We start from the raw sequence: 7344 nt of genomic DNA, 5'->3' as shown, positions 1-7344 counted from the left end.
GACCTCGTAGGGTGGCGGCATGGTTGAGCGACCCCTGACCCTGATGGCGGTGCACGCCCACCCCGACGACGAGGCGACGAGCACCGGCGGCGTGCTGGCCCGCTATGCGGCCGAAGGCGTCACCACCGTGCTGGTGACCTGCACCGACGGGCGCTGCGGTGACGGCCCCGGCGGGGTGAAGCCGGGCGACCCGGCGCACGACCCGGCCGCCGTGGTGGCGATGCGCCAGGCCGAGCTGGAGGCCAGCTGCGCCGCGCTGAAGGTCACCCACCTGGAGACCCTGGGGTACGCCGACTCCGGGATGATGGGCTGGGCGACCAACGAGCTGCCCGGCGCGTTCTGGACCACCCCGGTCGACGAGGCGGCGGCCCGGCTGGCGGAGCTGATCGAGCGGTACCGGCCGGACGTCGTGGTGACCTACGACGAGAACGGCTTCTACGGCCACCCGGACCACATCCAGGCGCACCGGATCACCATGGCCGCGGTGGCGCGGACGCAGATCCCCGCGAAGGTCTACTGGACCACCGTGCCCCGGACGGCGTTCGCGGAGTTCGGTCGGGTCATGCGGGAGCTGGGCGTCGAGTGGGCCGACCCGGACGCCGAGTCGACGCCGGAGGGGCCACCGCTCGGCCTGCCCGACGAGGAGATCACCACCTGGGTCGACACGAGCGAGTACGGCGGGCAGAAGTTCGACGCGCTCGCCACCCACGCCAGCCAGAGCGAGAATATCTTCTTCCTGCAACTGGGGCGGGACCGGTTCACCGAGCTGATGGGCGTGGAGACCTTCGTCCGGGTCCGGGACACCACCGGCGCGCCGACGCCGGAGGACGACCTCTTCGCCGGGCTGCGCTGACCCGCGCCGCCACCCCGCCGCCCCGGTCGGAGGCGGGGTGCGTCCGGGGCCGTGACGTGCGTACAGTTCCGGGTCGGATATGGGTGGGCCGGCAGCTCCGGCGCAGGGAACGGAACGGACAGCGACGGAATGACTACGGACAACGCGACCGGGGTAGGTCGACCGGGCATCGATCCCGACCTGTTGGAGACCTGTCTCGGCGTCTTCGCCGCGCTGGAGGAGCTGCCGTCGGACCACCCCGACGTGGTGCGGATGCAGCGGGCCACCGCGAAGCTCTACAAGGTGATCAAGCAGCGCCGGCGCGAGGAGCGGCGGGACGCCGTCGCGGCAGCCGACCGGGCGGTGACGGAGGCCACCGCCACCGGCGCCCCGGGCCGGATCGACGACGAGACCCAGGGCATCCCGCTCGCCTCCCCCACCGCCGGCGCCACCGCCGGGTTCCTGCACAACCCGCGCGGCTGCTACGTCTGCAAGCAGCGCTACCACGAGGTGGACGCCTTCTACCACCAGCTCTGCCCGTCCTGCGCCGCGCTCAACCGGGAGCGCCGCGACGCCCGTACCGACCTGACCGGTCGGCGGGCGCTGCTGACCGGCGGCCGGGCGAAGATCGGCATGTACATCGCGCTGCGGCTGCTGCGCGACGGGGCGCACACCACGGTGACGACGCGGTTCCCGCACGACGCGGTCCGCCGGTTCGCGGCGATGCCGGACAGCGGGGACTGGCTGCACCGGCTGCGGATCGTCGGGATCGACCTGCGCGACCCCGCCCAGGTGATCGCCCTCGCCGACTCGGTCGCCGCCCAGGGCCCCCTCGACATCCTGATCAACAACGCGGCGCAGACCGTCCGGCGCACGCCCGGGGCGTACGCCCAGCTCGTCGCCGCGGAGACGGCGGCCCTGCCGGACGGGCCGCTGCCGGAGCTGGTGACGTTCGCCAAGCCGGCCGGCGCGGGCGACCCGGCGGGCAGCCTGACCGCCTCGCCGCTGGCCGCCGCGATCCCGCCGCACGCGCTCACCGCGCTGGCGCTGACCAGCGGCTCGGCCTCACCGGAGCGGATCGCGGCGGCCACCGCCATCGACGCCGGCGGTCTGGTGCCCGACCTCGACCCGGTGAACAGCTGGGTGCAGCGGGTGCACGAGGTCGACCCGCTGGAGCTGCTCGAGGTGCAGCTGTGCAACGTGACCGCACCGTTCGTGCTGGTGAGCCGGCTGCGGCCGGCGATGGCCGCGGCGCCCGCCCGCCGCAAGTACGTGGTCAACGTCTCGGCGATGGAGGGCCAGTTCGGCCGCGGTTACAAGGGGCCGGGGCACCCGCACACCAACATGGCCAAGGCCGCGCTGAACATGCTGACCCGCACCAGCGCCCAGGAGATGCTGACCGACGGCATCCTGATGACCAGCGTCGACACCGGCTGGATCACCGACGAGCGCCCGCACCCGACGAAGATGCGGCTGGCGGACGCCGGCTTCCACGCTCCGCTGGACCTGGTCGACGGCGCGGCCCGGGTGTACGACCCGATCGTCCGCGGTGAGCAGGGCGAGGACCTGTACGGCTGCTTCCTGAAGGACTACACCCCCTGCGCCTGGTGAGTGTGGCGCAGGTCACACGGCGTCGGCGGGCGGGCACCCCGTCCTGACGCCGAACGGTATGCCGCAGAGACCTGAAGACGCCTCTGCGGCACACCGCTCATCAGGGGACCGACCGCCCTGGTGTCAGCTCGGCAGTTCGCGCCAGGACGGGTGGTTTCCACGCCAGGCGCTGGCGAGAATGGCCGCCGAGGCCCGGCTCGGGCACTCCTGCACCCGGGAGCGGCCGGACTCGCCGCCGATCTGCGCCTCGACCGACCAACACCGACCATCGGTGCGGATGTACACGTCCCGACGCCCACGCCGGGTCGAGTCGCCGTTCCACCAGTGCTGCTCAACCATCAAGTGCTGCTCAACCATCACTTGCCGACGGTATATCAATCCGCCGCCGAGGGGTACGGGCCAGTAGGTGGGAGCGGTCCACCGGGTCGGACCCAATTCGCTCGCCTCCTCCCCCGGTAGGAGTCCGCGCTCCGACCCCCGGCCGCAATCGGGGACCCCGGTCGGACGCCGACCGGGCGGTGGATCACGAGCATCTGAGGCATGACCAGCCTCTCGCACCGGCCCGCACAGTGGCACCGCCCGCTGATGGTTCTCGTCTCGGCGACGGCGGTGCTCGCCGTCGTCGCCGCCGTCGGCGTCCTCATCGACCCACGAATCGTCACCGGCGCGCCGATCTGGCTCAAACCGTTCAAGTTCTCCGTGTCGTTCGTGCTCTACGGCATCACCCTCGCCTGGATGCTCTCGCTGCTGCCGGGGCGGAGCCGGGTCGCGGAGTGGGCGGGCACCGTCATCGTCGCGACGTCCCTGATCGAGATGGTGGTGATCGTCGGTCAAGTGGTACGCGGGACGACCAGCCACTACAACGAGACGACCCCGCTGAACGCCGCGCTGTGGCAGGCGATGGGCGCGTCGATCGCGGTGCTCTTCGTGGCGCACGGCATCATCGGGATCGTGCTGCTGACCCGACCGCCCGCCGATCGGGTCGCCGCGTACGCGGTCGGGCTGGGGCTCGGCCTGTCCCTGCTGGGCATGCTGGTGGCGGTGCCGATGGTGCTGCCCGGCCAGGCCCCCGGTGTGGAGGGGATCGCCGGGGCGCACAGCGTGGGCGTACCGGACGGCGGGCCGGGGCTGCCGCTGCTGGGCTGGAGCACCACCGGCGGCGACCTGCGGATCGGGCACTTCGTGGGACTGCACGCCCTCCAGGCCCTGCCGATCATGGCGATCCTGCTGCGCCGGTTCTTCGGCACCCGGCTGGACGAGCGCACCCAGGTGCGGCTGCTGGTCGTCGCGGGCGGGGCGTACGGCGTACTCACGCTGCTGTTGACCTGGCAGGCACTGCGCGGGCAGCCGCTGCTGCGGCCCGATGCGGTCACGCTGGCCGCCGCGGCGGCCCTGGTGGTCGCGACCGCGACCGCCGCCGGCTCGGTCCTGACGCGCCGCCGCGGCCTCGACGTGGCGCTCGCCGCATGACCGGCGCGCTGTTCACGCTGACGTTCGCGGTGGCCGCGCCGTTCTGGGCGCTGATGATCCTGCTGCCGCACTGGTCCCGGACCGCCCGGATCATCTCCTCGCCGCTCATCGTGCTCCCGGTCCTGGTCATCTACGCGATGCTCGTCCTGCCGGCGATCGGCGACGTGCTGCCGGCGGTGGCGTCGCCGAGCCTGGACGGCATCCGCCGGCTGCTGGGCACCACGGACGGCACGGCGGCCGCCTGGGCCCACATGATCGCGTTCGATCTCTTCGTCGGCCGGTGGGCGTGGCTGGACAGCCGGGACCGGGGCGTGCCGGCGCTGGTGACGGCCCCGGTGCTGCTGCTGACCATCCTCCTCGGCCCGCTCGGCCTGGCCGCCTACCTCGCCGTCCGGACCAGATGGCCGAGGCCGGCGGCCACTGCTGGCGCCGAGCCGCAGCGCCTAGGCTGAGCGCCGTGGGGTGGCTGGGACGACTGTTCGACGCGCGCGACACGCTCGCCCGGCTGCTGCTGCTCGACCTCAGCGGCGTCGGCTACCTGGTCTTCGGCACCCAGGCCGGCCGCCCGCCGACGGGCCCGCAGTGGCTCCTGGCGGCGGTCGCGTTCACCGTCGCGCTGGTGCTGCACCGCCGGCCGCTGGTCAACCTGGTGGCGCAGACCGCGCTCCTGGCGTTGGCGATCGGCGTCCTCGACGACACCACGATCAACCAGGTGGGGGCGAGCTGGGCGCTGCTCGAGGTGGCCATGTGGGCGCACCGGCGGCGGACCATCTGGCTGGCCGCCGGGCTGCTGGCCGCGGTCGACCTGGCCGACTCGATCGGCGATCCGGTCCGGCGCTTCCTCTCCGGCGTCTTCGGACTGGTCGTGGCGGTCGGCGTGCCGCTGCTGCTCGGCCTGGTCATCCGGACCACCCGGGAACTCGGTCGGCAGGCCGCGCAGCGCGCGGCCGAGGAGCAGCGCCGGCGCGAGTCGGAGAACCGCGCCGCGCGCGCCGACGAACGCAGCGCCATCGCCCGCGAGCTGCACGACGTGGTCGCCCACCACGTGGCGTCGATGGTGCTGCGGGTGGGCGTGGCCCGGCACGTGCTCACCGACCTGGACCCGCGGGTGGAGGCGGTCTTCGACGACGTGCACGGCACGGGGACCGCCGCCCTGGCGGACCTGCGCCGACTGGTGGCGGTGCTGCGCGACCCCGACGGGGTACGCGGTGACGCGGCGCTGACCGCGATCGAGCCGGCGGCGCTGCCGGCCGCGCTCGACACGGCGGTCGACCGGGCCCGCCAGGCCGGTGTCACGGTGGAGGCCGACGTCGACCCGGCGGTCGGCTCGCTCGACGCGGTGCGGGGTCTGGCGGTGCTGCGCCTGACCCAGGAGGCGCTGACCAACGTGGCCCGGCATGCCGGTCCCGCCGCGCTGGCCCGCCTGTCGGTGTCCGTGGTGGACGGTGCCGTCCACTGGGAGGTCTCCGACGACGGTCGGGGCCGGATGCCGGCCGCGGCCCCGTCCGGTGGCGGTCACGGCCTCATCGGCATGCGCGAACGCGTCGAGGTCCTCGGCGGTCGCCTGGCGGCCGGGCCGGCCGGTGCGGGCTGGCGGGTCCACACCGTCCTCCCGGCCCCGGCGACCGCCCCCGCACCGCCGGGGCCGCCCCGCTCCCCCGTCGGCCCGCCCGCGCCCCGGGCGACGACGACCGGGCCGCCCGCGACGGAGCCGGCATGATCCGCGTCCTGCTGGTCGACGACCAGCACCTGATCCGCGCGGGGCTGCGCATGCTCTGCGACGCGCAGCCCGACCTCGAGGTCGTCGGTGAGGCCGACAACGGCCGCGACGCGATCTCCCTCGCCGCGCGGCTCGTCCCGGACGTCGTCGTCATGGACCTGCGCATGCCCGGCGTCGACGGGATCACCGCGACGAGCCGGATCCTCGCCGACCGGCCGGCCACCCGGGTGCTGGTGCTGACCACGTTCGGCGACGACGACCACCTCTATCCGGCGCTGACCGCCGGCGCCTGCGGCTTCCTGCTCAAGGACGCGCCCCCCGGGGAGCTGCTGGACGGCGTCCGCCGGGCCGCCGGCGGGGACAGCCCGTTCAGCCCGGAGGTGCTGCGCCGCCTGGTCCGGCGCGCGGTGCACGCGCGTACCGAGACGCCGCGGTCGGTCCAGGGGCTGACCGTACGCGAACAGGACGTGCTGAACCTGGTCGCCGAGGGGCTGTCCAACCTGGAGATCGCCGAGCGGCTGCACATCGGCGTCACCACGGTGAAGACCCACATCACCAGCCTGATGGCCAAGACCAACAGCCCCAACCGGGTCCGGCTGGCGCTGTTCGCCCGCGGCTGAGCGGTACGGGCGGGTCGTCGCCGCAGGGTCCTCACGCCCAGTGGGCCGCCCTGTCGGCCGCCGCCGTCAACGCGGACCGGGCGTCGGCGGTCAACCGGGCCACCAGGTCGGCCGCCGGCAGCTCCGACGACAGGGGATGCGCCTGGCCGGCCCACAGGTTGGCCGTCGTGACGTCCCCGTCCCGCCGGGCGGCGGCCAGCAGCGGCCGGGTCAGGTGCAGCACCTGCGGATAACCGGCCGGCGCGGACGGCTCGTGCCGGCGCAGGAAGTCGTTGACGACAGCCCGGGCCCGCTTGCCGGTGAACGCCCGGGTCAGCGCGGTCGGCGTGGTGCCGGCGACCGCCGCCCGGTGCATCGGCGTGGTGCCCGCCTCCGGGCAGCGCAGGAAGGCCGTGCCGAGCTGCGCGGCGGCGGCGCCCGCGGCCAGCACGGCGGCCAGCCCCGGACCGTCGGCGACACCGCCGGCGGCGACCAGCGGCCGGTCACAGTCGGCAGCGACCAGACGCAGCAGCGGCAGCAGGGCGTAGTCGTCGTCGTCCGGGAGGCCGCCGCGGTGCCCGCCGGCCTCGGTGCCCTGCACCACCACGGCGTCCACGCCCAGCCGGGCCGCCGCCAGCGCGGCGTCCGGCCGGGTCACCGTCGCCCAGACCTCGGTGCCCCGCTCCCGGAGGGCCGCCACCGTCGCCGCGTCCGGCAGCCCGAACGCGAAGGACACCACCGGGACCGGGTCCGCGAGCAGGGCGGCCACCTTGCCCGGGTATCCGTCGTCACCGCCGGCCGGCTCGCCGAGGGTCACCCCGCGCCGGTCGGCCTCCGGGCGGAGCCGGTCGGCGTACGCCCCGAGGGCCGCCTCGTCGACGGCGTCGGCGGGCGGGAGGAAGACGTTGACCCCGAAGGGGTGGTCGGTGCGCGCGCGGACCTCGGCGACGTCGGCGACCAGCCGGTCGGTGTCGATCATCCCGGCGGCGAGGAAACCCAGCCCACCGGCGGCGGAGACGGCGGCCGCGAGAGCCGGGGTGGACGGGCCGCCGGCCATCGGGGCGGCGACGATCGGACAGGTCAGGTTCGACAGGACGGACATCCTCCGATTC

General features: G+C 74.7%; 8 protein-coding genes. 6 read left to right on the top strand and 2 right to left on the bottom strand.

What is annotated here, in order from left to right:
* The first annotated feature begins 19 nt into the window (after positions 1 to 19).
* Together ABUL08_RS07235 and ABUL08_RS07230 are read left to right on the top strand one after the other, a co-directional pair.
* Positions 20 to 853 carry a PIG-L family deacetylase gene (locus ABUL08_RS07235; RefSeq protein WP_350935720.1) on the top strand — a complete coding sequence of 278 codons (834 nt, stop codon included), beginning with the start codon at positions 20 to 22 and terminating at the stop codon, positions 851 to 853.
* Between the two features lie 129 nt (positions 854 to 982).
* Positions 983 to 2443 carry an SDR family NAD(P)-dependent oxidoreductase gene (locus tag ABUL08_RS07230; RefSeq protein WP_350935718.1) on the top strand — a complete coding sequence of 487 codons (1461 nt, stop codon included), beginning with the start codon at positions 983 to 985 and terminating at the stop codon, positions 2441 to 2443.
* Between the two features lie 123 nt (positions 2444 to 2566).
* Here ABUL08_RS07230 and ABUL08_RS07225 read toward each other — a convergent pair whose 3' ends face one another.
* Positions 2567 to 2782 carry a hypothetical protein gene (locus ABUL08_RS07225; RefSeq protein WP_242800470.1) on the bottom strand — a complete coding sequence of 72 codons (216 nt, stop codon included), beginning with the start codon at positions 2780 to 2782 and terminating at the stop codon, positions 2567 to 2569.
* Positions 2783 to 2983: 201 nt separating this feature from the next.
* Between ABUL08_RS07225 and ABUL08_RS07220 the strand changes: the two genes are divergently transcribed.
* Genes ABUL08_RS07220 through ABUL08_RS07205 form a run of 4 tightly spaced genes read left to right on the top strand, consistent with a single transcriptional unit; the run spans position 2984 to position 6253 of the window.
* A complete protein-coding gene (locus tag ABUL08_RS07220) occupies positions 2984 to 3913 on the top strand; it encodes a hypothetical protein (RefSeq protein WP_350935715.1) in 930 nt (309 codons plus the stop codon).
* Positions 3910 to 4365, top strand: a complete 456-nt coding sequence (locus tag ABUL08_RS07215; protein ID WP_350935713.1) for an ABA4-like family protein — start codon at positions 3910 to 3912, stop codon at positions 4363 to 4365. Before ABUL08_RS07220 ends, ABUL08_RS07215 begins: the two co-directional genes overlap by 4 nt.
* A 5-nt stretch (positions 4366 to 4370) precedes the next feature.
* Positions 4371 to 5633: a sensor histidine kinase gene (locus tag ABUL08_RS07210; RefSeq protein WP_350935711.1), complete on the top strand. Its 1263-nt coding sequence runs from the start codon at positions 4371 to 4373 to the stop codon at positions 5631 to 5633.
* The gene (locus ABUL08_RS07205) at positions 5630 to 6253 is read left to right on the top strand and encodes a response regulator transcription factor (protein WP_350935709.1); all 624 of its coding nucleotides are present in this window, start codon (positions 5630 to 5632) and stop codon (positions 6251 to 6253) included. The genes ABUL08_RS07210 and ABUL08_RS07205 overlap by 4 nt, the downstream gene beginning before the upstream one ends.
* Before the next feature lie 31 nt (positions 6254 to 6284).
* On the opposite strand, the gene ABUL08_RS07200 is transcribed toward ABUL08_RS07205, so the two are convergent.
* A complete protein-coding gene (locus ABUL08_RS07200; RefSeq protein ID WP_350935708.1) occupies positions 6285 to 7334 on the bottom strand; it encodes a nitronate monooxygenase in 1050 nt (349 codons plus the stop codon).
* Positions 7335 to 7344 lie beyond the last annotated feature (10 nt).

Source organism: Micromonospora sp. CCTCC AA 2012012 (assembly GCF_040499845.1).
GTDB lineage: Bacteria > Actinomycetota > Actinomycetes > Mycobacteriales > Micromonosporaceae > Micromonospora > Micromonospora mangrovi.
Note: the sequence above shows the minus strand (reverse complement) of the source record. Positions and strands in the feature narration are given on the sequence as shown.